Source organism: Paenirhodobacter hankyongi (assembly GCF_003664585.1).
In the GTDB taxonomy this organism is placed as follows: domain Bacteria; phylum Pseudomonadota; class Alphaproteobacteria; order Rhodobacterales; family Rhodobacteraceae; genus Rhodobacter; species Rhodobacter hankyongi.
In genome coordinates, this window is sequence record NZ_RCHI01000007.1 from 95,459 (window position 1) to 120,119 (window position 24,661).

The following is a 24,661-nucleotide window of genomic DNA, read 5'->3' on the forward strand; positions in this document are numbered from 1 at the left end:
CGGGCGGGCGCAAGGGGGTGCTTGCCGGCGCCGGGGACGCGCGCCATAGTCGGCGCAAAGGAGAGCCGCGATGACCGGATATCTGACCACCCATGTTCTCGACACCGCGCGCGGCTGCCCGGCCGAGGGGATCCGCATCGCGCTCTACCGCATCGAGGCGGGCGAGCGCGAGCAGATCGCCGAGGCGATGACCAACGCCGACGGGCGCACCGATGCGCCGATCCTGCCGGTGCAGGCCTTCGCGACCGGGGTCTACGAGCTGGTCTTCGAGGTCGGCGACTATCTGCGCGAAACCGGGCAGGCCGGGGCGGCGCCGCTGTTCCTCGACCATGTGCCGATCCGCTTCGGCATTTCCGAGCCCGCGGCGCATTACCATGTGCCGCTGCTGCTCTCGCCCTTCGGCTATTCGACCTATCGCGGCAGCTGATCTGACATCTGCCTGATTTTCCGGCGCCGGCGCCCGTTTGCGGGGCGCGCGTCCGAGGGGGGCGGGCTCAGGCCCGCCGAGGCTTGCGTGGGTGGGGGCGCAGGCCGATGCTGTCGGAAAAAGAACACGGGGACATGATGTTCGACTATACCTTCCTGCTCGAGTGGGCGCAGTTCGCGGTGCGCTGGCTGCATGTCGTCACCGCCATCGCCTGGATCGGGTCGTCCTTCTACTTCATCGCGCTGGACCTTGGCCTGCGGCCCGAGCCGGGCGCGCCGAAGGGGGTGACCGGGGCCGCCTGGCAGGTGCATGGCGGCGGTTTCTACCACATCCAGAAATACATGGTGGCGCCCGAGCGGATGCCCGACGAGCTGACCTGGTTCAAATGGGAAAGCTACATGACCTGGGTGTCGGGCTTTGCCATGCTGATGCTGCTTTATTGGGCGCAATCGCAGTTCTACCTGATCGACCCGCGGGTGATGGATCTGCCGACCTGGGGCGCGATCGCGATCTCGGCGGGCTCGCTGACGATCGGCTGGATCCTCTATGACCTGCTGTGCAAGTCGAAGCTCGGCGAGAACAGCACCACGCTGATGGTGCTGCTCTATGTCATCCTGGTGGCGATGGCCTGGGGCTATACGCAGGTGTTCTCGGGCCGCGCGGCGCTTTTGCACCTTGGCGCCTTCACCGCGACGATCATGACCGCGAACGTGTTCCTGATCATCATGCCGAACCAGCGCATCGTGGTGGCCGATCTGAAGGCCGGCCGCACCCCCGATCCGAAATACGGCAAGATCGCCAAGCAGCGCTCGACGCATAACAACTACCTGACGCTGCCGGTGGTGTTCCTGATGCTGTCGAACCATTACCCGCTGGCCTTCGCGAGCGAGTACAACTGGCTGATCGCCTCGCTGGTGTTCCTGATGGGGGTGACGATCCGGCACTTCTTCAACACCCATCACGCGCACAAGGGCGCGCCGTGGTGGACCTGGGGCGTGACCGTGGTGCTGTTCCTGATCTGCGTCTGGCTCTCGACCTTCACCGGCACCGGCGAGGGCGACGACACGGAAGCGGCGCTGAGCCCGATCGAGGCGCGCTTCGCGCAGGCCGCGGGCTTCGATCAGGTGACCGACATCGTTCTGGGCCGCTGCTCGATGTGCCACGCGACCGAGCCGGGCGGCTTTGACGCCATCACCCGCGCACCGAAGGGCGTGCATCTGGAGACCCCGGCGCAGATCGCGCGGGCCGCGCATCAGATCTATGTGCAGGCGGGGCTGACCCATGCCATGCCGCCGGGCAACCTGAGCTTCATGGAAGCCTCGGAGCGCAAGGTGATCCGCGACTGGTACGAGGCCGCCACCCGCGGCTGAGCCGCGCCTTACGGTCCGTTTTCGCGCCCGCCCCACCCGGGGCGGGCGTTTTGCTGTCGGCCGCAGGAGGCAGCTTTGCCGCGCTTGCGGCATCAACTGTTGCCGGCTGCCCTTGCAGCGTCCAGCCCGCGCCACTAAGACTCGGGTAAAGTTCCGCGTTCATCGTGACGCAAGACCGCAGGGAAGGCTGAGGAATGAAGGATCCGATCGACCTCTACATGAACACGCTGGTGCCGATGGTGGTCGAACAGACCTCGCGTGGCGAGCGTGCCTATGACATCTACTCGCGCCTGCTGAAGGAGCGGATCATCTTCCTCGCGGGCCCGGTGCATGACGCCATGTCGACGCTGATCTGCGCGCAGCTGCTGTTCCTCGAGGCGGAGAACCCGACCAAGGAAATCGCGATGTACATCAACAGCCCGGGCGGCGTGGTGACCTCGGGGCTGTCGATCTACGACACGATGCAGTACATCCGGCCGAAGGTCTCGACGCTCGTCATCGGCCAGGCGGCCTCGATGGGCTCGCTGCTGCTGCAGGCCGGCGAGAAGGGCATGCGCTTCTCGCTGCCGAACTCGCGCGTGATGGTGCACCAGCCCTCGGGCGGCTATCAGGGCCAGGCCACCGACATCATGATCCACGCCCAGGAGACGCAGAAGCTGAAGCGCCGCCTGAACGAGATCTACGTCAAGCACACCGGCAACGATTACGAGACCGTCGAGGCGGCGCTCGAGCGCGACAACTTCATGTCGGCCGAGGATGCGAAGGCCTGGGGCCTGATCGACGACATCCTCGAAAGCCGCGGCAAGGCCGAGGCGGAGAAGTGATCTTGCCCCGCGGCGGGGCAGGATTTTTGACATTGTGATGACCATGGGGCTGCCCTAAACTTCAGGGGCGGCCCACCAGGGACCCGCGTTCCGGGCCAGAGCAGAGGAAGACGATGGCGAACAATTCCGGCTCCGACAGCAAGAACACGCTCTATTGCTCGTTCTGCGGCAAGAGCCAGCACGAGGTGCGCAAGCTGATCGCGGGCCCGACCGTGTTCATCTGCGACGAATGCGTCGAGCTGTGCATGGACATCATCCGCGAGGAGACGAAGAGCTCGGGGCTCAAGTCGACCGACGGGGTGCCCACGCCGCGCGACATCTGCAAGGTGCTCGACGATTACGTGATCGGTCAGATGCATGCCAAGCGCGTGCTCTCGGTCGCGGTGCACAACCATTACAAGCGGCTGAACAACAGCGCGAAGTCCGACATCGAGCTGTCGAAGTCGAACATCCTGCTGATCGGCCCGACCGGCTGCGGCAAGACGCTGCTGGCGCAGACGCTGGCGCGCATCCTCGATGTGCCCTTTACCATGGCCGATGCGACGACGCTGACGGAGGCCGGCTATGTCGGCGAGGATGTCGAGAACATCATCCTGAAGCTGCTGCAGGCCAGCGAATACAACGTCGAGCGGGCGCAGCGCGGCATCGTCTACATCGACGAGGTCGACAAGATCACCCGCAAGTCGGACAACCCCTCGATCACCCGCGACGTCTCGGGCGAGGGCGTGCAGCAGGCGCTCCTGAAGATCATGGAAGGCACCGTCGCCTCCGTGCCGCCGCAGGGCGGGCGCAAGCACCCGCAGCAGGAATTCCTGCAGGTCGACACGACGAACATCCTGTTCATCTGCGGCGGCGCCTTTGCCGGCCTCGACCGGATCATCGCGCAGCGCGGCAAGGGTTCGGCCATGGGCTTCGGCGCCGCGGTCAAGGGCCCCGACGAGCGCTCGGCGGGCGAGCTCTTCAAGGAGCTGGAACCCGAGGATCTGCTGAAGTTCGGCCTGATCCCGGAATTCGTCGGCCGTCTGCCGGTGATCGCCACGCTCGAGGATCTCGATGAAGAGGCGCTGGTCACCATCCTGACCGAGCCGAAGAACGCGCTGGTGAAGCAGTATCAGCGGCTCTTCGACATCGAGGGCGTGAAGCTGAGCTTCACCCCGGATGCGCTGAGCGCCATCGCCAAGCGCGCGATCAAGCGCAAGACCGGCGCGCGCGGGCTGCGCTCGATCATGGAAGACATCCTACTCGACACGATGTTCGAACTGCCGGGCATGACCGGCGTGCAGGAGGTCGTGGTGAACGAGGAGGCGGTCGAGACCGCCGAGGCGAAACCGCTGCTGATCTACGCGGAAAACGCGAAGAAAGAGCCGAAGAGCGCCGGCTGAGCGCAGGGGCGGGCAAAGGCCCGCCCTTTTCGCAAGCGGCTCTGGACCTTGCCGCGCAACTGGCTATAAACGGGCAAAAGCCCGCGGAGGATGGCATGAACTTTCTGCTTCGCATTTTTACCTGGTGGAACCGGTCCCAGACCTCGGGGATCCGGCTGTTCACGGCCCGCAAGGGCGTGAAGGTGGGCGAGGACGCGGAAGGCAACGTCTATTACCAGACGGCCGACGGCAAGCGCCGCTGGGTGATCTACAACGGCGAGATCGAGGCGAGCCGGATTCCGCCGGAATGGCATGGCTGGATCCACTTCACCTGGGACGAGCCGCCGACCAAGGTCGCCGTCGCGCACAAGCCGTGGGAGCTGCCGCATCTGGCGAACCGCACCGGCACCGACGCGGCCTATGTTCCGGCGGGCTCGATTCGCCGCGACGCGCCGGTCGAGCGGCGCGATTACGAGGCCTGGCAGCCGGCCGAATGAGGCCGGGCCCGGTCGGGCATCCCTGCGGGAGAGATCATGAGCGAGAATCGCGTTGAAGTGCTGACCGGGGCGGTCGTTCTGGCCGTCGCCGTCGGTTTCCTGTTCTGGGCCGGCAAGGGGCACAGCTTCGGCACCGCCGCGGGCAGCTATCCGCTGCATGCCTCCTTCCGCTCGGTCGAGGGCGTGACGCCGGGCACCGACGTGCGCATGGCAGGCGTCAAGATCGGCACCGTCACCGACATCCGGCTCGACACCAAGACCTTCTTTGCCGACACCACTGTGGCGATCAACAAGGGCGTCGAGCTGCCCGACGATTCGCAGATCATCGTGGCCTCGGAAGGGCTGATGGGCGGTTCGTTCATCGAGATCCTCCCGGGCGGCAGCGTCGACAATTTCGCCCCGGGCGACGAGATCCTCGATACCCAGGGCGCGGTTTCGACGCTTGGCCTGCTGATGAAATTCGTCGGCGGTGGCGCGGACAAACCCAAGGACGCGACCGGCACCGATGCCGGCGCCGATCCCGGGGCCGTGCAATGATCGCGCCCCTGCGCGCCGCGGTGCTGGCCCTTGCGCTTGGCGCGACGGCGGCCGTTGCGCAGGATGCGGCCGACGGGTTGGCCGAAGCGAATGGCGCGGTGCTGCGCGGGCTCGACAAGGTCTCGGCGACCTCGTCGGACATCGTGCTGTCGGTCGGCCAGACCGTCGATTTCGGCCATCTCAAGGTGACGCTGAAGGAATGCCGCTATCCGGCGGATGACCCCTCGTCGAACGCCTATGCCTATCTCGTCATCACCGATCCGAATGCCGCGCAGCCGGTCTTCGAGGGCTGGATGATCGCCGACAGCCCGGCGCTTTCGGCGCTCGACCACCAGCGCTATGACGTCTGGGTCATGCGCTGCAAGACCGACTGAGCATCGGGCACCGGCACGGCGGTGAAATCCGCAGTGTGGCTCAGCGCCTCGGCCAGCCGGCGGCGATACTCGAGCCGGGGGATCTCGACCCCACCCAGGCTTGCCAGATGCGGCGTCAGATATTGCGTGTCGAAGAGGGAAAACCCGCTCTGCCGCAGCCGGTCGACGGTGTAGGTCAGCGCCACCTTCGAGGCATCGGGCACGCGCGAGAACATGCTCTCGCCGAAGAAGGCACCGCCCAGCGTCACCCCGAACACGCCGCCGACCAGCGCCTCGCCGCGCCAGACCTCGAGCGAATGCGCATACCCCATCGCGAAGAGCGCGTCGTAGAGGGTGAAGAGCGGGGCGTTGATCCAGGTTTCCTCGCGCGCCGCGCAGGCCTCGACCACCGCACGAAAGGCGGTGTCGATGCGGATCTCGAAGCCGCCGCGGCGGATCGTGCGGGCAAGCGAGCGCGAGACGTGGAAACCGTCGAGCGGCAGGATGCCGCGGGCGCGGGGCTCGAACCAGAACAGCTCCGGATCGTCGCGGCTTTGCGCCATCGGGAAGATGCCCCGGGCATAGCCCGAAAGCAGCATTCCTGCCGTCAGTTCCTGCGCCATCGCATCCCCCCGCGTTGCCCCTGCACAATGGGCCGGAATCGGGGCGGGTTCAAACGGGTTCGCGCAAAGAAAAACGCCCCCTTGCGGGGGCGTCTCATGGTCTTTGGCGGATCGCTCAGCCGTAGGTCTTCTTCAGCCACTTCTCGAGCCAGTGGATCGAGTAGTCGCCCTTCAGGATGTCGGGCTCCTGCAGCAGCGCGGTGAACAGCGGCACCGTGGTGTCGACGCCATCGACGATCAGCTCGCTCAGCGCGCGGCTGAGACGCGCCAACGCCTCCTGCCGGTCACGCCCGTGCACGATCAGCTTGCCGATCAGGCTGTCGTAATAGGGCGGGATCTTGTAGCCGTCATAGAGTGCCGAGTCGACGCGCACGCCCAGACCGCCCGGGGCGTGATACTGGGTGATGCGGCCGGGGCAGGGGGCGAAGTTCGGCATCCGCTCGGCGTTGATCCGGACCTCGATCGCGGCGCCGCGGATCTTCAGGTCTTCCTGACGGAATTCCATCTTCTCGCCGGCTGCGACGCGGATCTGTTCGCGCACGAGATCGACGCCGAAGATCGCCTCGGTCACCGGATGTTCCACCTGCAGGCGGGTGTTCATCTCGATGAAGTAGAACTCGCCGTCCTCGAACAGGAACTCGATCGTGCCGGCGCCGGAGTAGCCGAGTTGCGCCATCGCGTCGGCGCAGATCTTGCCGATCTTGGTGCGCTGCTCGGGGGTGATGATGGGGCCGGGGGCCTCTTCCAGCACCTTCTGGTGGCGGCGCTGCAGCGAGCAGTCGCGCTCGCCCAGATGCACGGCGCGGCCCTTGCCGTCGCCGAAGACCTGGATCTCGATGTGACGCGGCTTCTGGAGATATTTCTCCATGTAGACCTCGTCATTGCCGAAGGCGGCCTTGGCCTCGGAACGCGCGGTGCGGAAGGCGATCTCGAGGTCGGCCTCGGTCTCGGCGACCTTCATGCCACGCCCGCCGCCGCCGGCGGTGGCCTTGATGATCACCGGATAGCCGATCTCGGCCGCGGTGCGCTTGGCCTCGTCGACGTCATGCACGCCACCGGCCGAGCCCGGAACCACCGGGATGCCCAGCTTCTTCGCGGTTTCCTTGGCGGTGATCTTGTCGCCCATGATGCGGATATGTTCCGCCGAGGGGCCGATGAAGGTGATGCCGTGATCCTCGAGCACCTGCACGAAGTTCGCGTTTTCCGAAAGGAAGCCATAGCCCGGGTGGATCGCCTGGGCGCCGGTGATCTCGCAGGCGGCGACGATCGCCGGGATCGAGAGATAGCTCTCGGAGGACGGCGGCGGCCCGATGCAGACGCTTTCGTCGGCCATGCGCACATGCATGGCGTCGGCGTCTGCGGTCGAGTGCACCGCGACCGAGGCGATCCCCATCTCGCGGCAGGCGCGGATCACCCGCAGGGCGATCTCGCCCCGGTTGGCGATCAGGATCTTGTCGAACATGGGCATGCCCTCACTCGACGATCATCAGCGCCGAGCCGTATTCGACCGGCGTGCCGTCGTCGACGAGGATGCGCTTGACCGTGCCCGAATGCGGCGCCGGGATGTGGTTCATCGTCTTCATCGCCTCGACGATCAGCAGGGTCTGGCCTTCCTTGACCGTGTCGCCGACCTTGACGAAGGCATTGGCGCCAGGTTCCGGCGCCAGATAGGCGGTGCCGACCATCGGCGAGGTCACGGCGCCAGGCAGCGAGGCCGGATCGGCATCGGCCACGGCGGCGGGGGCGGCGGGGGCTGCAACCGCAACCGGCGCGGCGGCGGGGGCCGCGTAGACGGGGGCGGGGGCCGCGGCGATCACCGTCGCCTGCTTCACCACGCGCACTTCGAGGCTGTCATCCTCGCCGTATTCCCGCACAACCGAGATTTCGGTGAGGTCGTTGCTGTTCAGGAGCTCGGCGAGCGCCTGAATGAAAGCCACGTCGTTTTCATGGGATTGTTTGGTCATGCCGTCCTCAAAGGATGCTGTCAGGTTCTGGTCGGCCCGGTCGTTTGGTGCCGGGCGCCCCGGTATCAGGACCGCCTTATACGCCAGCCGGGCCGGGGAGGAAAGCGCGAACGACTGACGCGGCGGCAGGCCGGAGCCGGGCGATTTCGCCCTTTTTTTCGGCGATGACGCGCCGGCTGCCTTGCGCGCGGGCAAATGCGCCCGGATGCGGCGGCGCGGCGTATTTTACCACTTGATAAAATTTTTGCCCGTGCAAGCGTGGGGACAATAACAAAGCCAGGGAGGTCCAAGGTGACCAACAGCCAGTTCACGCCCGGGGTCGCGCCCGGGCGGCTTTCGCCCGAGCGCTATGCGGCGAATTTCCAGGATGTCGCGCCGCCGCTCACCGCCCATGCGGCCGCGGTGGCGGCGGATCGGTGCTATTTCTGCCATGACGCGCCCTGCGCCACGGCCTGCCCGACGACGATCGACATTCCGCTCTTCATCCGGCAGATCGCGACCGGCACGCCCGAGGCGGCGGCGAAGACGATCTTCTCGCAAAACATCCTCGGCGGCATGTGCGCCCGCGTCTGCCCGACCGAGACCCTGTGCGAGGGCGCCTGCGTGCGGATGGAGGCCGAGGGCAAGCCGGTCGAGATCGGCCTGCTGCAGCGCTTTGCCACCGATACGCTGCTGGAGAAGCAGGGCCATCCCTTCACCGCCGGCGCCCCCACCGGGCACTCGGTCGCGGTGGTGGGCGGCGGGCCCGCGGGGCTTGCCTGTGCGCACCGTCTTGCGCTCAAGGGCCACAAGGTGACGATCTACGAGGCAAAGCCGAAGCTGGGCGGGCTCGATGAATACGGCATCGCCGCCTACAAGGCGCCCGAGGATTTCGCCGCGCGCGAGGTCGCCTGGCTGTTGCAGGTGGGCGGCATCGAGGTGGTGACGAACTGGGCGCTCGGCCGGGCGGGCGATGGCACGCTCGACGATCTTCTGGGCCGGCACGACGCCGTCTTCCTGGGCATCGGGTTGTCGGGCGTGAACGCGCTGAGCCTGCCGGGGGGCGAGCTTGCGACGCCGGCGACCGAGTTCATCGCGGCGCTGCGGCAGGCCGACGACCTTGCCACCCTGCCGGTCGGGCGCAAGGTGGTGGTGATCGGCGGCGGCATGACCGCGGTCGATGCGGCGGTGCAGGCAAAGCTTCTGGGCGCCGAGACCTCGACCATCGTCTATCGCCGCGCGCAGGCCGAGATGCCGGCCTCGGTGCACGAGCAGGAGCACGCCGCGACGCATGGCGTGCGGATCATCTGCAACGCCGCGCCGGTGGCGATCCATGCCGTCGCGGGCGGGCTCGAGGTCGAGTTCGCGCGCACCGAGACCGGCGGCGCCGGGCTGCGGATGCTCGACGACACCTTCCGGCTGAAGGCGGATCAGGTGCTCTCGGCGATCGGCCAGACGCTTGGCGCGCTGCCCGAGGGGGTTAAGACGGCCGGGCCGAAGATCGGCACCGACGGGGCAGGGCGCACGAGTCTTGCGCGGGTCTGGGCGGGCGGCGACTGCGCGCCCGCGGGCGAGGACCTGACGGTGAATGCCGTCGCGCAGGGGCGCGATGCGGCCGAAGACATCCACTCTTTCCTGATGGGGGCCTGACAGATGGCGGACCTGCGCAGCAACTTCATCGGCATCAAGTCGCCGAACCCGTTCTGGCTCGCCTCGGCGCCGCCGACCGACAAGGAATACAACGTCCGCCGCGCCTATGAGGCGGGCTGGGGCGGCGTCGTGTGGAAGACCCTCGGCGCCGAGGGGCCGCCCGTCGTCAACGTCTCGGGGCCGCGCTATGGCGTGATCTATGGCGGCGACCGGCGGGTGATGGGGATCAACAACATCGAGCTGATCACCGACCGCCCGCTCGAGGTCAACCTGCGCGAGATCAAGTCGGTCAAGCGCGACTATCCCGACCGGGCGCTCGTCGTGTCGCTGATGGTGCCCTGCGACGAGGAGAGCTGGAAGGCGATCCTCGCCCATGTCGAGGACACCGGCGCCGACGGGGTCGAGCTGAACTTCGGCTGCCCGCATGGCATGGCCGAGCGCGGCATGGGCTCGGCGGTGGGGCAGGTGCCCGAATACATCGAGATGGTGACCCGCTGGGTGAAGCAATATTCGCGCATGCCCTGCATCGTGAAGCTGACGCCCAACGTGACCTCGATCCTGCCGCCGGCGCTCGCCGCCAAGCGCGGCGGGGCGGATGCGGTCAGCCTGATCAACACGGTGAAATCGGTGACCTCGGTCAATCTCGACGATTTCTGCCCCGAGCCGATGATCGACGGCAAGGGCACGCATGGCGGCTATTGCGGCCCGGCGGTGAAGCCGATCGCGCTGAACATGGTGGGCGAGATCGCGCGCTATGCCGAAACCCGCGGCCTGCCGATCTCGGGCATCGGCGGCGTCACTACCTGGCGCGACGCGGCCGAGTTCCTGGCGATGGGGGCGGGCAACGTGCAGGTCTGCACCGCGGCGATGACCTATGGCTTCAAGGTGGTGCAGGAGATGATCTCGGGCCTGTCGGACTACATGGACAGGAAGGGCTTCACCTCGGTCGAGGAGATCGTCGGGCGCGCGGTGCCGAATTTCTCGGAATGGCAGCACCTGAACCTGAACCACGTCACCAAGGCGGTGATCGACCAGGAGGACTGCATCAAGTGCGGGCGCTGCTATGCCGCCTGCGAGGACACCTCGCACCAGGCGATCGCCATGGGCGAGGATCGCACCTTCACCGTGAAGGACGAGGAATGCGTCGCCTGCAACCTCTGCGTCGATGTCTGTCCGGTCGATTGCATCAGCATGAAGACCCTGCCGCTTGGCACGGTGGACCCGCGCACCGGGCGCAAGGTTGCGCCCTATGCGAACTGGACGACCCATCCGAACAACCCGGGGTCGTCGAACTACACCTGCGGCATCACCGCCGCGGAGTGACCGCGATCAGCGCGTCACGTCGAGGCTCGGCCCCGGCGTGGCGGCGCCCCTGACCTCGGCCCCGAGCGGCCAGGCGCCCTGCGGCACGACCGCGGGGCGCTCGTCTGACGGTGCGGCGGCGCCGGTCGCCTGCGTCAGCGCGACGGCGGCCCGCGTCGGATCGGCCTGCACCTCTCCGGCGGCAGCGACGTCCTCGCCCGGGCTTGCCCCGGCGGCGATATCCTCGGCCTGCAGCCGGCCGGGGCCGGCGCGCAGCGCGGCCGCCTGTGCCTCGAGTGGCGTGACCTCGAAGGCCGGGGGCGGCCCTGTCGGCGCGTCGGGGTCCGGCGCGGCCTCGATCCGTGGCACGATGGCGGGGGCGCCGGCGCGCCCGGTCTCGCTGTCGTCGCCCCCGGGCGTGTCCGCGCCGGCCTGCCGCGACAGCAGCCGCAGCTGCGCCAGAAACTCCCTGCCATTGCCGGTGTCGACATTCGCGCTCATCCCGCCCGCGGTGTCGGCGGTGATGCTGGCCGCCTCGACCGTCGTGGCGGGGGCGGCCTTCGGTGCTGCCGGAACCAGCTGCGGCGACCAGCCGATCTGGGGCAGCATTCCGGAAATCCGGTCCATTCCAAATCTCCTCGCCCAATTCCCCCACAGACTCACTGTGCTCCGCCGGGGTTATCCAAGCGTAAATCCGGGGCGGTAAATTCTACGAATGAGTTAACGGGGCGCTCAGGGGGCGAGCAGCCGCTCGAACAGGGTGTCGAGGAAGCGGCCGGCCTCGTCGAGCGGGTCGCGCCCGGGGCCGAGCACGGCGCGCACCTGCACGTCGAAATCGGCGTAATGCTGGGTCAGCGCCCAGATCGAGAAGATCAGGTGATAGGGATCGACGGGGGCGATGCGGCCTGCCTCGGACCAGGCGCGGATCACCGCGGCCTTCTCGTCGACAAGCTCCTTCAGCTCGCTGCCCAGAAGCGCGCTCATCCGCGGCGCGCCCTGCAGCACCTCGTTGGCGAAGAGGCGGCTTTCGCGCGGCATCTCGCGGCTCATCTCGAGCTTGCGGTGCATGTAGGCCATGATCTCGGCCCTGGGCTCGCCCGCCGGGTCCATCGCCCGCAGCGGCGCCAGCCAGACATCGAGCAGTCCGCTCAGCAGCTCGACATGGATCGCCTCCTTCGAGGGGAAGTAGTAGAGTAGGTTCGGCTTCGACAGCCCCGCCGCCTGGGCGATCTGGTCGAGCGTCGCGCCACGGAAGCCCTGCGCCGAGAACACTTCGAGCGCGGCCTCGAGGATCGTCTCGATGTTGCGGCGCTGAATGCGGGTGCGCGGACGCTGGGGCGTGATCTCGGCCAAGTTCTCTCCTCCGGATCCTCGCGGTATACTTCAGGACGCCGGGGGGTTCAACGCATCGGGTCTGCCGCGGCAAAGCCAAGGACCGGAGGCGGGGGCCTCCGGTCCTGAACGGTGCTGAAACCGGCGGGCGGGATCAGAACTCGCGCCCGAGCTTGCGGTCGATCGACCAGGCGCCGCCGCCAAACGCCGCGATCAGCGCCGCGCCGGCCGCCCAGAACAGCGAGGCGAGATAGGCCTTTTCCTGCACCTGCTCGAGGAAGGCCGCGCCGCCGTCCTTGAGCAGCCGCGCCGCGCCGGCATCGGTCAGCAGCCCGGCATTGTCCCTGAGATAGGCGATGCCCTCGGCCGTGAGGAAGGCCTCGCCATAGGGGTGGGTGTAGTGGAACCACAGCGTGATCAGCAGCATCACCGCATTCGCGAGCGCGATCGGGCGGGTCAGCAGCCCGACGGCGATCAGCATGCCGCCGAAGAACTGCATCGCGGCGAGCAGCGGCGAGAAGAGCCAGCCCGGGTGAAAGCCGAGCGCCTCGACGAAGCCCGACTGGGCGAGGGGCGCCACGATCTTCGGCCAGCCCTCGTAGATCAGCGTGCCGCCGATCACGATGCGGAACACCGCCCAGCCGGCGGGTTCGGCGATGCCGGCATAGAACGGGGCGAGGAAGGGCAGAACCAGCCGTTCGCGGGAGAGGGGGAAGAGGTCAGCCATTTGTGCCTCCATGACACGTGTCCAGTTTTCTGACAGCCGGACTGTGCCATCGACGCGGCGCGCACACTAGGCACGCGGCGGCGCAGATCCTGTGCTGCGCCGCTCAGAAGTATCTGATTTCACTTGATCCAGATCATGGCTTCGGCTGGGTCAGGACGGCGGCAGGGCGCCGATGCCGCGCAGGATGATCTCCTTGACCGAGGCCTTGGCCGCGGTCCAGTCCGCTTCGCTCAGCGGGCCGCCGTTCAGCACCTCGATCTGGTGACCGAAATCGGCGTAATGCTGGGTCGAGGCCCAGAGCATGTACAGCAGGTGCTCGGGGTTCACCTCGGCCATCTTGCCCTCGGCGATCCAGCGCCGGATCACCGCCGCGCGCCCCGCCGTCCAGTCGCGCAGCGTGGTCTCCAGATAGTCCTGGATCACCGGCGCGCCATGCATCACCTCCGATGCCCAGACCTTCGAGCCGTTCGCATGCCGGCGCGAGATCTCGAGTTTGGCGTCGATATAGGCGCCGATGCCCTCGGCCGGGCCCGCGGCATCGTCCATCACATTCGCCGCGGTCAGCCAGATCCGGAAGATGCGCTCGACCACGGCGCGATAGAGCGCCTCCTTGGTGGCGAAATAGTAATGCAGGTTGGCCTTCGGCAGCCCCGCCATGTCGGCGATCAGCTGCATCGTCGCGCCGCCGAAGCCCGCTTCGGCGAAGACGGTCTCGGCCGCCTTCAGGATCATTTCCTCGTTCGCCTTGCGGTTCGCGGTGCGGCGCCCATTTTTTGGGCGTCCGGATGCTGTCGTTTCGTTCACGGCGCCCCCTGCGGCGGAAATCTTGTTGACCGGATGGTCAGGACGTGGCTCCCTCAACCTGACCATACGGTCAGAAAAAGATTCGTCGCAAGAGGGCAAGACGCCCCGCAGTCGACAGGGAGTTCGCAAGATGTCTGCACCCGGAGAAAACCTCCGCATCAATTCCGCACGCCTGTGGGACAGCCTGATGGAGATGGCGAAGATCGGCCCCGGCGTGGCCGGCGGCAACAACCGCCAGACCCTGACCGACGCCGACGCCGAGGGCCGCGCGCTGTTCCAGAGTTGGTGCGAGGCCGCGGGCCTGACGATGGGCGTCGACAAGATGGGCACGATGTTCATGCGCCGCGAGGGCACCGAGCCCGACGCGCTTCCGGTCTATATCGGCTCGCATCTCGACACCCAGCCGACGGGCGGCAAGTATGACGGCGTGCTGGGCGTTCTGGCCGGGCTCGAGACGCTGCGCACGATGAACGATCTGGGGATCAAGACGAAGCATCCGATCGTGCTGACGAACTGGGCGAACGAGGAGGGGGCGCGCTTTGCCCCGGCGATGCTCGCCTCGGGCGTCTTCGCGGGCGTGCATACGCTCGACTACGCCTATGGCCGCAAGGATCTCGAGGGCAAGACCTATGGCGCCGAGCTCGAGCGCATCGGCTGGAAGGGCGGCGAAGAGGTCGGCGCGCGCAAGATGCACGCCTATTTCGAATATCACATCGAACAGGGCCCGATCCTCGAGGCCGAGGAGAAGACGATCGGCGTCGTCACCCATTGCCAGGGGCTGTGGTGGCTCGAGTTCACCCTGACCGGCAAGGAGGCGCATACCGGCTCGACCCCGATGGCGATGCGGGTGAACGCGGGCCTCGCGATGGCGCGGATCTTCGAGATGGTGCAGGAGGTGACGATGGCCGCCCAGCCGAACGCCGTGGGCGGCGTCGGGCAGGTGACCTTCTCGCCGAATTCGCGCAACGTCCTGCCCGGCACGGTGGTCTTCACCGTCGACATCCGCACCGTCGATCAGGAAAAGCTCGACGCCATGCGCGCCGCGATCGAGACCCGCGCCGCGGCGATCTGCGCCGAGCTGGGCGTCGGCTGTGCGGTCGAGGCGGTGGGCCATTTCGACCCGGTGACCTTCACCCCCGAGCTGGTGGGCCGGGTCCGCGCCGCGGCGGAAAAGCTTGGCTACAGCCACATGGACATCGTCTCGGGGGCCGGCCACGATGCCTGCTGGGCCGCCAAGGTGGCGCCGACCACGATGATCATGTGCCCCTGCGTCGATGGTCTGAGCCACAACGAGGCCGAGGAGATCAGCTCCGACTGGGCCGCCGCCGGCGCGGATGTGCTGCTGCATGCGGTGCTCGAGACGGCGGAAGTCGTCGCCTGAGAAAACGGCCGGGGGCGCCGCCCCCGGACCCCCGAGGTATTTGGGCCAAGATGAAAGCAACGGCTTTCAGGGAGCTATTCATGACCACCACAGTCATCAAGAACGGAACCGTCGTCACCGCCGATCTGACCTACAAGGCGGACGTGCTGATCGAGGGCGGCAAGATCATCGGGATCGGGCCGGATCTGGCGGGCGACGAGGTGCTCGAGGCCGAGGGCTGCTATGTCATGCCCGGCGGCATCGACCCGCACACCCACCTGGAATTCCCCTTCATGGGGACCTTCTCGGCCGATGATTTCGACTATGGCACGCGTGCGGCGCTGGCGGGCGGCACGACGATGGTCGTCGATTTTGCGGTGCCGGCGCCGGGGCAGAGCCTGCTCGACGCCTACAAGGCCTGGCACAACAAGTCGGCGCGGGCGCGCTGTGACTATTCCTTCCACATGGCGGTGACCTGGTGGGGCGAGCAGGTCTTCGAGGAGATGAAGGAGGTCGTCGGCCTCGGCATCAACACCTTCAAGCATTTCATGGCCTACAAGGGCTCGCTGATGGTGAATGACGACGAGCTCTTCGCCTCGTTCAAGCGCTGTGCCGAGCTCGGGGCGATCCCGCTCGTGCATGCCGAGAACGGCGATATCGTCGCCGAGATGTCGGCGAAGCTTTTGGCCGAGGGCAACACCGGGCCCGAGGCGCATGCCTATTCGCGCCCCTCCCAGGTCGAGGGCGAGGCGACGAACCGCGCGATCATGATCGCCGACATGGCGGGGGTGCCGCTTTACGTCGTGCACACCTCCTGCGAGGAGGCGCACGAGGCGATCCGTCGCGCCAAGATGAACGGCAAGCGGGTCTGGGGCGAGCCGCTGATCCAGCATCTGACGCTTGACGAGAGCGAATATGCGAACCCCGACTGGGATCACGCCGCGGGCCGGGTGATGTCGCCGCCCTTCCGCAACAAGAAGCATCAGGACAGCCTCTGGGCCGGGCTCGCGTCCGGCACGCTGAGCTGTGTCGCCACCGACCATTGCGCCTTCACCGTCGAGCAGAAGCGCTATGGCGTCGGCGATTTCACCAAGATCCCGAACGGCACCGGAGGCCTCGAGGACCGGATGCCGGTGCTGTGGGAGAAGGGCGTGAACACCGGTCGGATCACGATGAACGAATTCGTCGCCGTGACCTCGACCAATATCGCCAAGATCCTGAACTGCTATCCGAAGAAGGGCGCGGTGCTGGTCGGCTCGGACGCCGATCTCGTGGTCTGGGACCCGAAGGCGTCGAAGGTGATCTCTGCCAAGACCCAGCAATCGGCGATCGAATACAACGTTTTCGAGGGCATCGAGGTGAACGGCCTGCCGCGCTACACGCTGTCGCGAGGGATGCTCGCCTATGCCGACGGCAAGGTGCTGGCGCCCGAGGGCCATGGCGAGTTCGTGGCGCGCGAGCCGAACGGCTCGGTCAACCGCGCGCTCTCGACCTGGAAGGAGCTGACCGCGCCGCGCCCGGTCGCGCGTGCCGGCATTCCGGCTTCGGGGGTGTGATGGCGGCGATCCCGATCATCGAGGCGCGGGGCGTCGATCTCGTCTTCCAGACGAACGACGGCCCCGTGCAGGCGCTGCGCGATGTGAACCTCGAGGTCGCGAAGGGGGAGTTCGTCTCCTTCATCGGACCCTCGGGCTGCGGCAAGACCACCTTCCTGCGCTGCATCGCGGCGCTGGAAACGCCGACCGGCGGCACGCTGAAGGTGCGCGGCATGAGCGCCGACGACGCGCGCCGCGAACGCAGCTATGGCTATGTGTTCCAGGCGGCGGGGCTGTATCCGTGGCGCACCATCGCCGGAAACATCCGTCTGCCGCTGGAGATCATGGGCTATCCGAAGCCCGATCAGGAGGCGCGGGTCGAGAAGGTGCTCGAGCTGGTCGACCTCAAGGGCTTTGGCAAGAAGTTCCCCTGGCAGCTCTCGGGCGGCATGCAGCAGCGCGCCTCGATCGCGCGCGCGCTCGCTTTTGACGCCGAGATCCTGTTGATGGACGAACCCTTCGGCGCGCTCGATGAGATCGTGCGCGACCGGCTGAACGAGGAACTGCTCAAGCTCTGGTCGCGCACCGGCAAGACCATCGGCTTCGTCACCCATTCGATCCCCGAGGCGGTCTATCTGTCGACGAAGATCGTGGTGATGAGCCCGCGTCCGGGCCGGATCACCGACGTCATCGACAGCCCGTTGCCGCGCGGCGAGCGGCCGCTCGAGATCCGCGACAGCCGCGAATTCCTCGAGATTGCGCATCGCGTGCGCGAGGGGCTGCGGGCAGGGCATGCCTATGAGGTCTGAACCGCACCGCCCCCGGACCTGGCCCCGGAGCTGCTCCGTCGCGCTGGCGGCGGTGATGGCGCTTGCCGCGCCCGCCGGGGCCGAGACCCTGGTCGATGCCTATGGGCTGGGCACCCATGCGCCCCGGCCCGAGGTCTGGACGAAGATCGACGATACGCTGTCCGTTCGCGCGCAGATCCGCGACGCGGAGGGCCGGCCGGTCGATCATGCCCGGCGTGGCGCGGTGCTGCGGTTGGGTCTTGATGCCTTCGTGCAGCCCGGTGCCGCCGACCGGCCGCTGGCCCTGAGCTGCGCGATCTCGTTTTACGACGCCGACGGGCGGGCCGCGCCTGGCAGCGACACGGTGCCGTGTTACGCGGGGCGCCTTGCGGCGGGCACCGGCCGGTTCCGGCCGCTCGATCTTGATTTCCGCTTCCGCAACACGGCGGGCGATCCTGCCGGCACCGCGGCGGTGGTGGTGCGTGTCACCGATACCGGAACGGGCGAGGGCATCACCCTTGCGCCGACCTATCGACTTGAGGACTGAGGCCGGGCGATGAAGACCATTCTGCCGATCCTGACCGTTGTCGCCGCCATTGTCGTGCTGTGGTATGGCGCGGCGGTCTGGCTGAATTCGAAATGGGTCTATGACCAGGCGGCGCGGGCGGGCACCGAGGTGACGACCGCACAGCTGATCTCGGAGACCATGGCGCAGGAGCGCCCGGTCCTGCCCGCGCCGCATCAGGTGCTGGCCGGGCTGTGGGACGGCGTCGCGGGGCAGAAGATCACCTCGAAACGCTCGCTCGTCTATCACGGCTGGGTCACGCTCTCGGCGACGATGGCGGGCTTCGTGCTGGGCACGGCGGCGGGGCTGATCCTGGCCATCGGCATCGTGCACAGCCGCGCCATGGACATGTCGGTGATGCCCTGGGCGATCGCCAGCCAGACCATCCCGATCCTGGCGATCGCGCCGATGGTGATCGTGGTGCTCGCCTCGCTCGGCATCAAGGGGCTGGTGCCGAAGGCGATCATCGCGGCCTATCTCAGCTTCTTCCCGATCCTTGTCGGCATGGTGAAGGGGCTGCGCGCGCCCGACGGGATGCAGCTTGACCTCTTGCGCACCTACAACACGCCGCGCGCGGCGGTGCTGTGGAAGCTGCGGCTGCCGTCCTCGATGCCCTATCTCTTCGCCTCGCTGAAGGTGGGGGTCGCGGCGGCGCTGGTCGGCACGATCGTGGCCGAGCTGCCGGCGGGCGCGACGGCGGGTCTGGGCGCGCGGCTGCTCTCGGGCAGCTATTACGGCCAGACGGTGCAGATCTGGGCCGCGCTTTTCGCCGCGGCGCTGCTGGCGGCGGCGCTCGTCGCCGTGGTCGGCGCGATCGAGGCGGTGACGCTCAAACGCATGGGGATGGCACGATGAGCTGGCAGGGCTGGGCGGCACTCGCCTTCTGGATCGCGACCTCGGCGCTGAACGTGACCATTGCCAACCGCTGGGGGGGGCATCGCTGGGCGCGGATCTTCGTGCCGGTGCTGTTCGGCATCACCCTGCTGGTGCTGTGGCAGGGGATGGTGATCGGGCTGGGGGTCAGCCCGGTGATCCTGCCGCCACCCTCGATGATCGCGGCGCGCTTTGCCGAAAGCACCGGGCTGCTCTGGGGCGATTTCGCCCAGACCATCCTGAAGGGGGCGCTGGCGGGCTATGTCATCGGCTGCGGCGCGGCGGTGCTGGTGGCGATTGTCGTCGACCGCTCGCCCTTCCTGCAGCGCGGTCTGCTGCCGGTGGGCAATTTCGTCGCCGCCCTGCCGATCGTCGGCATTGCGCCGATCCTGGTGATGTGGTTCGGTTTCGACTGGCAGTCGAAGGCGGCAGTCGTGGTGGTGATGGTGTTCTTCCCGGTGCTGGTGAACATGGTCGCGGGGCTTGCCGCCACCGATGCGCTGCAGCGCGACCTGATGCAGACCTATTCCGCCACCTACCGGCAGAGCCTTCTGAAGATGCGCCTGCCGGCGGCGATGCCCTTCCTGTTCAACGGGCTGAAGATCGCCACCACGCTGGCGCTGATCGGCGCGATCGTTGCCGAATTTTTCGGCAGCCCGACGCGGGGCATGGGCTTCCGCATTTCGACCGCGGTGGGGCAGCTTGATATGCCGCTCGTCTGGTCGGAGATTGCGGTGGCGGCCCTCGCCGGGTCGGGCTTCTTCGGGATGATGGTGCTGATCGAGAAGGTGGTGACCTTCTGGCACCCCTCGCAGCGCGCGAAATGAGTTTTTCAACACCGGGGAAACACCCGGGGTCAACTGTGGAGACGACGATGAAGAAATTTCTGATCGGTGCGGCGGCGCTGGCCCTGATGGCGGGGGGCGTGTCGGCCGAAGAGGTCAAGCTGCAGCTGAAATGGGTCACCCAGGCCCAGTTCGCGGGCTATTACGTGGCCAAGGACAAGGGCTTCTACAAGGAAGAGGGGCTCGACGTCGACATCATGCCGGGCGGCCCGGATATCTCGCCGACCCAGGTGATGGCCGGCGGCGGCGCCGATGTCACCGTCGACTGGATGCCCTCGGCGCTTGCCGCGCGCGAGAAGGGGCTGGCGCTTGTCAACATCGCCCAGCCCTTCAAGCATTCGGGCATGATGCTGACCTGCCTCAAGGAAACCGGGATCAAGGGGCCCGAGGACTTCAAGGGCAAGACGCTCGGCGTCTGGTTCGGCGGCAACGAATACCCGTTCCTGAGCTGGATGGCGACGCTCGGCATCCCGACCGACGGTTCGGCCGAGGGCGTGAAGGTGCTCAAGCAGGGCTTCAACGTCGATCCGCTGCTGCAAAAACAGGCGGCCTGCATCTCGACGATGACCTATAACGAATACTGGCAGGTGATCGATGCGGGCATCGCGCCCGAGGATCTCGTCACCTTCAAGTACGAGGACGAGGGCGTCGCCACGCTCGAGGACGGGCTTTACGTCATGGAAGACAAGCTCAGCGACCCGGCCTTCAAGGAGAAGATGGTCAAGTTCGTCCGCGCCTCGATGAAGGGCTGGAAATACGCCGAGGCGCACCCCGACGAGGCGGCCGGGATCGTGCTCGAGAACGACGAGTCGGGCGCGCAGACCGAAAAGCACCAGAAGCGGATGATGGGCGAGATCGCCAAGCTCACCATGGGCTCGAACGGCGCGCTCGATCCGGCGGACTACGAACGCACGGTGAAGATCCTGCTGGCCGGCGGCTCGGACCCGGTCATCTCGAAGGCGCCGGAAGGGGCCTATACGCTCGACATCACCGACGCGGCGCTGAAGTAAGCACGGCCCGCGCGGATCTGGGGCGCCCTTCGGGGCGCCCTTTTTTCATGGGCGATTCCTTAACCCCTCTGTGCTGATCTCGGGGCCGGAGGACTGCCCATGACCCGCACCTATGTGACCGACGAGGATTTGCCGGCGCCGCTGCTCTGGACGGGTGGCGCGCTGCTTGTCGTCGTGGTCGGGGTGCTGTTCTGGGCGGTGTGGAAAAGCCAGTTCGCGGCGCCGCCGGGCTATCTTTTCGACACCCCGACCGAGGCGGTCGAGGCGGGCTATTGCCTGGCCGTCGCGCAGGATTATCTGCCTGCGGGGGCTCCGGTCGGCTCGCTGCAGGACGAGGCGGCGCAATTCTGGATCGGCCGGTTGCGAAAGCTTGACGTCGACCGCATGGGCGGCGCGATCGCCGCCGGGCGGGCGAAGCTCGGCGCCGATCTGCGGGCCTCGCGCGGGCGCGAACGGGCGTGGTTCGACTATGCGCTCGACCGTTGCACCCGCCGCGCGATGAATTATGGCGCGCGCTTCGGCAGCCTTGAGGATTAGCCCGGCTCCCCGGCCAGGGACGGCGCCGCCGCGGTGACGGCGATCTCCTCGCGGGTGCGGGGCAGGGCGTTGGGATGTTCGGCCTGCAACCAGCCGATCAGCTTCTCGCGCATCTCGCAGCGCAGGTCGAAGGCGCGCGGCGCGGTGCGGGCCGAGACGAGCACGCGCAGCTCCATCACCCGTTCGCGGAAATCGGTGACCTGCAGCGCATAGACCTTGCCGTCCCACAGGGCCGAGGCTTCGGCCAGGTCGCGGCCCTTGGCGCGGATCTCCTCGACCGGGGCGCGGTGGTCGAGATAGAGCAGCACGGTGCCGATCAGCTCGGCGCTCTCGCGGGTCCAGTTCTGGAAGGGCTGTTCGATGAAATAGCTCAGCGGCACGATGAGCCGGCGCCAGTCCCACAACCGGATCACCACGTAAGTCGAGGAAATCTCTTCGACATTGCCCCATTCGCCCTCGACGATGAGGGCGTCGTCGATGCGGATCGGCTGGGTGATGGCAAGCTGGATCCCGGCGATCAGGTTCTTCAGCAGGGGTTGCAGCGCCAGGCCCACGACGATGCCCGCCGCGCCGCCCGCAGCCAGCAGCGAGACGCCGTATTGCCGCACCGGCTCGAAGGTCATCAGCGCCGCGGCGGTGGCGAAGAGGATCAGCACCAGCTTGGCGACCCGCATCAGGATGCGGGTCTGCGTGACATGCTTGCGGGCCAGCAGGTTATCCTCGGCATCCAGCTTGAAGCGGCGCAGGTGCAGCGTCGTCCAGATTGAAAGCGCGGTCCAGGCGATCCAGGCGAGGCACAGGATGAAGGCCACCAGCAGAAGCTGCGCGAGCCCCGCCGCCATGGTCGCCCCGAGTGGCGCGAGCGACAGCGCGAAGCGCAGCGCGGCGATGGCAAGGACCAGCCGCAACGGTGCCGCGCCGCGCCCGACGAGCGAGCGCCAGAACAGATCGCGGCCCGCCACCAGCCGGTTCAGCGCCCCGAAGACCAGCCGCCAGACCGCGAGCGCCAGCATCAGCGCTGCGCCCAGCACCAGCGCCGAGACCGCCCAGTCGGGCAGCCACCCCCCGGCCCGCGCGATCAGGGTTTCAAGGTCGGCCGTCACTGTCTTGCCCATGTTCCCTCCTTTGTGCTGCAACGCAGCAGGGCGGGGCGGGGTTCCGGGGCGCTTCCGCGCAAGGGCGCGGTGTTTCCCGTGCGGGCCTGAAAACCGCTGCCATCACGCGTAAAATGCTTTTGCAGACAGTCCATTGCCTGTAAATTCCGGGCATGGACACGAAGGGAGGTGGCCGTGGCCCGTTCCGCCCTCACCGGCACGCGGATCCGCGAGCGGCGCACGGCGCTGCATGTGAAGCAGGCCGATCTCGCCCGCGGCGTCGGCATTTCCGCGGCCTATCTGAACCTGATCGAGCACAACCGCCGCCGCGTCGGCGATGACCTGCTCGAGACGCTTGCACGCGCGCTCGGGGTCGAGCCGGTGGCGCTGTCGGAAGGGGCCGAGGCGGTGCTCTTCGACGGGCTGCGCGAGGCTGCCGCGGGCGCCGAGAAGGCCGGGCCCGAGCTTGAACGCATCGAGGAATTCGTCGGCCGCTTCCCGGGCTGGGCCGCGGTTCTGGCCGACCGTCAGGCGCGCGTCGGCGCGCTCGAGCGCGTGGTCGAGGGCTATGCCGAGCGGATGGCGCAGGACCCGTTCCTGCTCGACAACCTGCACGAGGTGCTCTCGGCAGTGACCTCGCTGCGCTCGACCGCGGCGATCCTGGCCGAGACCGAGGATATCGAGCCCGAATGGCGCAGCCGCTTCCTGCGCACCATGGCCGAGGAAAGCCTGCGGCTGTCGGGCACGGCGGAGTCGCTGGTGGGCTATCTTGATGAAATGGAGACCGCCGAGACCGGCCTTGCCGCGCCGCTCGAGCAGCTCGAGACCTGGCTTGCCGGGCGCGACTGGCATCTGGCCGAGCTGGAAACCGGCGCCCCGCCGGCGCCCGAGGCGCTGATCGAGGGGGTGCCGGAACTCGCCTCGGCCGCGGCGCGCGAGCTGGCGCTTGCCCATGTCGCGCGGGCGGCGGCCGAGGCGCGGGCGCTGCCGCTGGCGGCGTTCTCCGACGCGCTGGTCGAGCTCGGGCCCGAGCCGGGGCTTCTGGCCGCGCGCTTTGGCGTGCCGGTCGGGATGGTCTTTCGCCGCCTTGCCACGCTGCCGCCCGGCCTGCCCGGGCGGGTGCCGGCGGGGCTGGTCGCCTGCGACGGCTCGGGCACGCTGACCCTGCGCCGGCCGGTGCCGGGCTTTGCCCCGCCGCGCTTCGGCGCCGCCTGTCCGCTCTGGCCGCTCTACGAGGCGCTGGCCCGCCCGTCGCAGCCGGTGCGCGCGGTGATCGACGTGGCCGGGCGGCTGCCGGCGCGCTTCCTCGCCTATGCCTGGTGCGCCCAGCACCCGGTCGGCGGCTTCGACGGGCCGGTGCTGCGCGAAGCGATGATGCTGCTTCTGCCCGCCCCGCCCGGCCGCGAGGGCACCGAACGCGCGGTCGGCAGCTCGTGCCGGATCTGTCCGCGCGCGGGCTGTCCGGGGCGGCGCGAGCCCTCGATCCTGCCCGAACGTTGAGGCCCCCCGACCGCTCGCCGTTTGACAGCGGGGCCCCGTCCCGCGATAGTCGGCCGAGGGGGAGAGGAGGCACAGGATGGCGCAACGTCAGGTGCTGCTGATCGAGGACGAGCCGCATATCGCCGAGGCGATCCGGTTCATCCTGGGTCGTGCGGGATGGCAGGTCATGCTCGAGACGAACGGCGGCGAGGCGCTGGCGCGCATCGCCGGGCTGCGGCCCGAGGCCGTCATTCTCGATCTGATGCTGCCCGGCCGCTCGGGACTCGAGATCCTGACCGATCTGCGCGCCGATCCGGGGCTTGCCGCGACGCCGGTGCTGATGCTGACCGCGCGCGGTCAGGCGCGCGACCGCGAGGCGGCCGAACAGGCCGGCGCCACCGCCTTCCTGGCGAAACCCTTCGCCAATGCCGATCTCGTCGCCGCGCTCGAGGCGCTCGCCGGGGCCGGCGCCGCGAATGGGGCCGCTGCCGCCGTTGCCGCGCCGGGGCGGCGCTGATGCCGCGCAGCGCCGGCCAGCCGCTGTTCCTGGCCCGCCGTTCCTACCGCCGCCGGCGGATGATGGACGGCGCGCGCGTGTTGCCGCTTCTGGGGGCGGTGCTGCTTCTGCTGCCCGGGCTGTGGCATGCCGAAGCCGGCACCGGGCCGCGCACCGGGGCGGGGGGGATCTATCTTTTCCTCGTCTGGTGCGGGCTGATCCTGGCGGCCTTCGGTCTTGCCCGCGGCCTTGGCCCGGCGCTCGAGGCCGAGGAAGAGGCGGTGGGCGAGCCGCCGCCGGCCCCCGGGACGCCGGGCAGGGACGGCTGA

General features: G+C 68.0%; 28 protein-coding genes. 20 read left to right on the forward strand and 8 right to left on the reverse strand.

Going from position 1 to position 24,661, the window contains the following annotated elements; translation table 11 throughout:
- The first annotated feature begins 70 nt into the window (after positions 1 to 70).
- From uraH to DYS74_RS09365, 7 genes are all read left to right on the forward strand, one after another.
- Positions 71 to 427 carry a hydroxyisourate hydrolase gene (uraH, locus tag DYS74_RS09335; protein ID WP_121533140.1) on the forward strand — a complete coding sequence of 119 codons (357 nt, stop codon included), beginning with the start codon at positions 71 to 73 and terminating at the stop codon, positions 425 to 427.
- A gap of 137 nt (positions 428 to 564) precedes the next feature.
- The gene (locus DYS74_RS09340) at positions 565 to 1,797 is read left to right on the forward strand and encodes a urate hydroxylase PuuD (RefSeq protein WP_121533367.1); all 1,233 of its coding nucleotides are present in this window, start codon (positions 565 to 567) and stop codon (positions 1,795 to 1,797) included.
- A 194-nt stretch (positions 1,798 to 1,991) separates the two neighbouring features.
- Complete coding sequence (locus DYS74_RS09345) at positions 1,992 to 2,621, forward strand: ATP-dependent Clp protease proteolytic subunit (RefSeq protein WP_121533142.1); 630 nt, start codon at positions 1,992 to 1,994, stop codon at positions 2,619 to 2,621.
- A 113-nt stretch (positions 2,622 to 2,734) separates the two neighbouring features.
- Positions 2,735 to 4,003 (forward strand): ATP-dependent Clp protease ATP-binding subunit ClpX, encoded by a 1,269-nt coding sequence (clpX, locus tag DYS74_RS09350; RefSeq protein WP_121533144.1) that lies wholly within the window; start codon positions 2,735 to 2,737, stop codon positions 4,001 to 4,003.
- A 95-nt stretch (positions 4,004 to 4,098) separates the two neighbouring features.
- Positions 4,099 to 4,479: an NADH:ubiquinone oxidoreductase subunit NDUFA12 gene (locus DYS74_RS09355; protein WP_121533146.1), complete on the forward strand. Its 381-nt coding sequence runs from the start codon at positions 4,099 to 4,101 to the stop codon at positions 4,477 to 4,479.
- 36 nt (positions 4,480 to 4,515) lie between these two features.
- Positions 4,516 to 5,016 carry an outer membrane lipid asymmetry maintenance protein MlaD gene (mlaD, locus tag DYS74_RS09360; protein WP_121533148.1) on the forward strand — a complete coding sequence of 167 codons (501 nt, stop codon included), beginning with the start codon at positions 4,516 to 4,518 and terminating at the stop codon, positions 5,014 to 5,016.
- The gene (locus DYS74_RS09365; protein ID WP_121533150.1) at positions 5,013 to 5,390 is read left to right on the forward strand and encodes a DUF2155 domain-containing protein; all 378 of its coding nucleotides are present in this window, start codon (positions 5,013 to 5,015) and stop codon (positions 5,388 to 5,390) included. The genes mlaD and DYS74_RS09365 overlap by 4 nt, the downstream gene beginning before the upstream one ends.
- Here DYS74_RS09365 and aat read toward each other — a convergent pair.
- The 3 genes from aat to accB all read right to left on the reverse strand — a co-directional run bounded on the left by aat (position 5,354) and on the right by accB (position 7,956).
- Positions 5,354 to 5,992 (reverse strand): leucyl/phenylalanyl-tRNA--protein transferase, encoded by a 639-nt coding sequence (aat, locus tag DYS74_RS09370; RefSeq protein ID WP_121533152.1) that lies wholly within the window; start codon positions 5,990 to 5,992, stop codon positions 5,354 to 5,356. The genes DYS74_RS09365 and aat overlap by 37 nt on opposite strands.
- Before the next feature lie 115 nt (positions 5,993 to 6,107).
- Positions 6,108 to 7,454 (reverse strand): acetyl-CoA carboxylase biotin carboxylase subunit, encoded by a 1,347-nt coding sequence (gene accC, locus DYS74_RS09375; protein ID WP_121533154.1) that lies wholly within the window; start codon positions 7,452 to 7,454, stop codon positions 6,108 to 6,110.
- Between the two features lie 10 nt (positions 7,455 to 7,464).
- Positions 7,465 to 7,956: an acetyl-CoA carboxylase biotin carboxyl carrier protein gene (gene accB, locus DYS74_RS09380; RefSeq protein WP_121533156.1), complete on the reverse strand. Its 492-nt coding sequence runs from the start codon at positions 7,954 to 7,956 to the stop codon at positions 7,465 to 7,467.
- Between the two features lie 291 nt (positions 7,957 to 8,247).
- Here accB and DYS74_RS09385 point away from each other — a divergent pair, with 291 nt between their 5' ends.
- Positions 8,248 to 9,585: an NAD(P)-dependent oxidoreductase gene (locus tag DYS74_RS09385; protein ID WP_121533158.1), complete on the forward strand. Its 1,338-nt coding sequence runs from the start codon at positions 8,248 to 8,250 to the stop codon at positions 9,583 to 9,585.
- 3 nt (positions 9,586 to 9,588) lie between these two features.
- Positions 9,589 to 10,908: an NAD-dependent dihydropyrimidine dehydrogenase subunit PreA gene (preA, locus tag DYS74_RS09390; protein WP_121533160.1), complete on the forward strand. Its 1,320-nt coding sequence runs from the start codon at positions 9,589 to 9,591 to the stop codon at positions 10,906 to 10,908.
- A 6-nt stretch (positions 10,909 to 10,914) separates the two neighbouring features.
- Here preA and DYS74_RS09395 read toward each other — a convergent pair whose 3' ends face one another.
- The 4 genes from DYS74_RS09395 to DYS74_RS09410 all read right to left on the reverse strand — a co-directional run bounded on the left by DYS74_RS09395 (position 10,915) and on the right by DYS74_RS09410 (position 13,678).
- On the reverse strand, positions 10,915 to 11,514 hold the full coding sequence (locus DYS74_RS09395; RefSeq protein WP_147435484.1) for a hypothetical protein: 600 nt from the start codon (positions 11,512 to 11,514) through the stop codon (positions 10,915 to 10,917).
- A 105-nt stretch (positions 11,515 to 11,619) separates the two neighbouring features.
- Positions 11,620 to 12,231 carry a TetR family transcriptional regulator C-terminal domain-containing protein gene (locus DYS74_RS09400; protein ID WP_121533369.1) on the reverse strand — a complete coding sequence of 204 codons (612 nt, stop codon included), beginning with the start codon at positions 12,229 to 12,231 and terminating at the stop codon, positions 11,620 to 11,622.
- 142 nt (positions 12,232 to 12,373) lie between these two features.
- Positions 12,374 to 12,946 carry a DoxX family protein gene (locus tag DYS74_RS09405; RefSeq protein WP_121533164.1) on the reverse strand — a complete coding sequence of 191 codons (573 nt, stop codon included), beginning with the start codon at positions 12,944 to 12,946 and terminating at the stop codon, positions 12,374 to 12,376.
- Between the two features lie 150 nt (positions 12,947 to 13,096).
- A complete protein-coding gene (locus tag DYS74_RS09410; protein WP_121533166.1) occupies positions 13,097 to 13,678 on the reverse strand; it encodes a TetR/AcrR family transcriptional regulator in 582 nt (193 codons plus the stop codon).
- Positions 13,679 to 13,880: 202 nt separating this feature from the next.
- On the opposite strand from DYS74_RS09410, the gene DYS74_RS09415 reads away from it, so the two are divergent.
- From DYS74_RS09415 to DYS74_RS09450, 8 genes are all read left to right on the forward strand, one after another.
- Positions 13,881 to 15,131 (forward strand): Zn-dependent hydrolase, encoded by a 1,251-nt coding sequence (locus DYS74_RS09415; RefSeq protein ID WP_121533168.1) that lies wholly within the window; start codon positions 13,881 to 13,883, stop codon positions 15,129 to 15,131.
- Between the two features lie 80 nt (positions 15,132 to 15,211).
- Positions 15,212 to 16,666 (forward strand): dihydropyrimidinase, encoded by a 1,455-nt coding sequence (gene hydA / locus DYS74_RS09420; protein ID WP_121533170.1) that lies wholly within the window; start codon positions 15,212 to 15,214, stop codon positions 16,664 to 16,666.
- Complete coding sequence (locus DYS74_RS09425; protein ID WP_121533172.1) at positions 16,666 to 17,454, forward strand: ABC transporter ATP-binding protein; 789 nt, start codon at positions 16,666 to 16,668, stop codon at positions 17,452 to 17,454. The genes hydA and DYS74_RS09425 overlap by 1 nt, the downstream gene beginning before the upstream one ends.
- Positions 17,444 to 17,980 carry a hypothetical protein gene (locus DYS74_RS09430; protein WP_147435485.1) on the forward strand — a complete coding sequence of 179 codons (537 nt, stop codon included), beginning with the start codon at positions 17,444 to 17,446 and terminating at the stop codon, positions 17,978 to 17,980. The genes DYS74_RS09425 and DYS74_RS09430 overlap by 11 nt, the downstream gene beginning before the upstream one ends.
- Positions 17,981 to 17,989: 9 nt before the next feature.
- Entirely contained in the window at positions 17,990 to 18,853 is an 864-nt protein-coding gene (locus DYS74_RS09435; protein WP_121533176.1) for an ABC transporter permease, read from the forward strand.
- Positions 18,850 to 19,698, forward strand: a complete 849-nt coding sequence (locus tag DYS74_RS09440; RefSeq protein ID WP_121533178.1) for an ABC transporter permease — start codon at positions 18,850 to 18,852, stop codon at positions 19,696 to 19,698. The genes DYS74_RS09435 and DYS74_RS09440 overlap by 4 nt, the downstream gene beginning before the upstream one ends.
- Before the next feature lie 47 nt (positions 19,699 to 19,745).
- Positions 19,746 to 20,726, forward strand: a complete 981-nt coding sequence (locus DYS74_RS09445; protein WP_121533180.1) for an ABC transporter substrate-binding protein — start codon at positions 19,746 to 19,748, stop codon at positions 20,724 to 20,726.
- 99 nt (positions 20,727 to 20,825) lie between these two features.
- Entirely contained in the window at positions 20,826 to 21,263 is a 438-nt protein-coding gene (locus DYS74_RS09450; RefSeq protein WP_121533182.1) for a hypothetical protein, read from the forward strand.
- On the opposite strand, the gene DYS74_RS09455 is transcribed toward DYS74_RS09450, so the two are convergent.
- The gene (locus DYS74_RS09455; RefSeq protein ID WP_183077494.1) at positions 21,260 to 22,378 is read right to left on the reverse strand and encodes a mechanosensitive ion channel family protein; all 1,119 of its coding nucleotides are present in this window, start codon (positions 22,376 to 22,378) and stop codon (positions 21,260 to 21,262) included. The genes DYS74_RS09450 and DYS74_RS09455 overlap by 4 nt on opposite strands.
- A gap of 174 nt (positions 22,379 to 22,552) precedes the next feature.
- On the opposite strand from DYS74_RS09455, the gene DYS74_RS09460 reads away from it, so the two are divergent.
- The 3 genes from DYS74_RS09460 (at position 22,553) to DYS74_RS09470 (ending at position 24,661) form a co-directional block, all read left to right on the forward strand.
- Positions 22,553 to 23,857 (forward strand): helix-turn-helix transcriptional regulator, encoded by a 1,305-nt coding sequence (locus DYS74_RS09460; RefSeq protein WP_121533184.1) that lies wholly within the window; start codon positions 22,553 to 22,555, stop codon positions 23,855 to 23,857.
- 76 nt (positions 23,858 to 23,933) lie between these two features.
- Positions 23,934 to 24,353: a response regulator transcription factor gene (locus tag DYS74_RS09465; protein WP_121533186.1), complete on the forward strand. Its 420-nt coding sequence runs from the start codon at positions 23,934 to 23,936 to the stop codon at positions 24,351 to 24,353.
- Positions 24,353 to 24,661: a hypothetical protein gene (locus tag DYS74_RS09470; protein ID WP_121533188.1), complete on the forward strand. Its 309-nt coding sequence runs from the start codon at positions 24,353 to 24,355 to the stop codon at positions 24,659 to 24,661. Before DYS74_RS09465 ends, DYS74_RS09470 begins: the two co-directional genes overlap by 1 nt.